Here is a 628-nt window from a genome sequence, read left to right as displayed (position 1 = left end):
GGGGATAATTGGGAAAAAGGGGTTTATTTTTTGCCATTAATTCTCAAAACAGGGATAGTCGTAATCCATCAGTTACCAGTAAACGAGGATACTTTATGGTTGAGAGTATTAGGGAAGGGCAGCACACAAAAAAAAGCAGTAGAGGAGTTAGTTGAACTGCCAGAAAATAACGCTTTAAAAGAGAATTTACTAGAAATTCTAGCCAACTGGCGCAAAAATTTAGAATTAAGAGATAATTTAAGTAGCGAAGAACAGGAGGACATCATGAACTTATCACCAGCTTATTTACAACAACGTGAAGATTGGAAACAAGAAGGACTGACAGAAGGAAGGCGGGAAATGATTGAGAACTTACTGCTGGTTCGGTTTGGGAAACTAGATGAGGAAATGAAGGGAGTGATCGCTCAGTTGTTGCAGTTACCGACTGAGGATGTCACTCGTCTGTTGCTTAATCTTAGTCGTGAGGATTTGTTGCAGAGATTGAGAACAGACTTTATAGGATAATTGAGACGCTATCAAACGCCAGTCGTCAACCCAAGAACAAACGGGACAGTCCCAATTAATTTTAGGGGAATTATTAAGATTAAATTGATGCCCACACTGAGGACAAACACCAGTAAACAGATGA

Annotated in this window: 1 pseudogene; it reads left to right on the top strand. The window is 39.6% G+C overall.

Going from position 1 to position 628, the window contains the following annotated elements:
* Positions 1 to 504, top strand: a pseudogene (locus VB691_RS24110) (hypothetical protein); the annotation flags it as partial.
* Positions 505 to 628: the final 124 nt, after the last annotated feature.

The organism is Crocosphaera sp. XPORK-15E, assembly GCF_034931425.1.
Taxonomy (GTDB): Bacteria; Cyanobacteriota; Cyanobacteriia; order Cyanobacteriales; family Microcystaceae; genus UHCC-0190.
The sequence above is the reverse complement of the archived record's forward strand: the minus strand, read 5'-3'. Positions and strand labels throughout refer to the sequence as shown.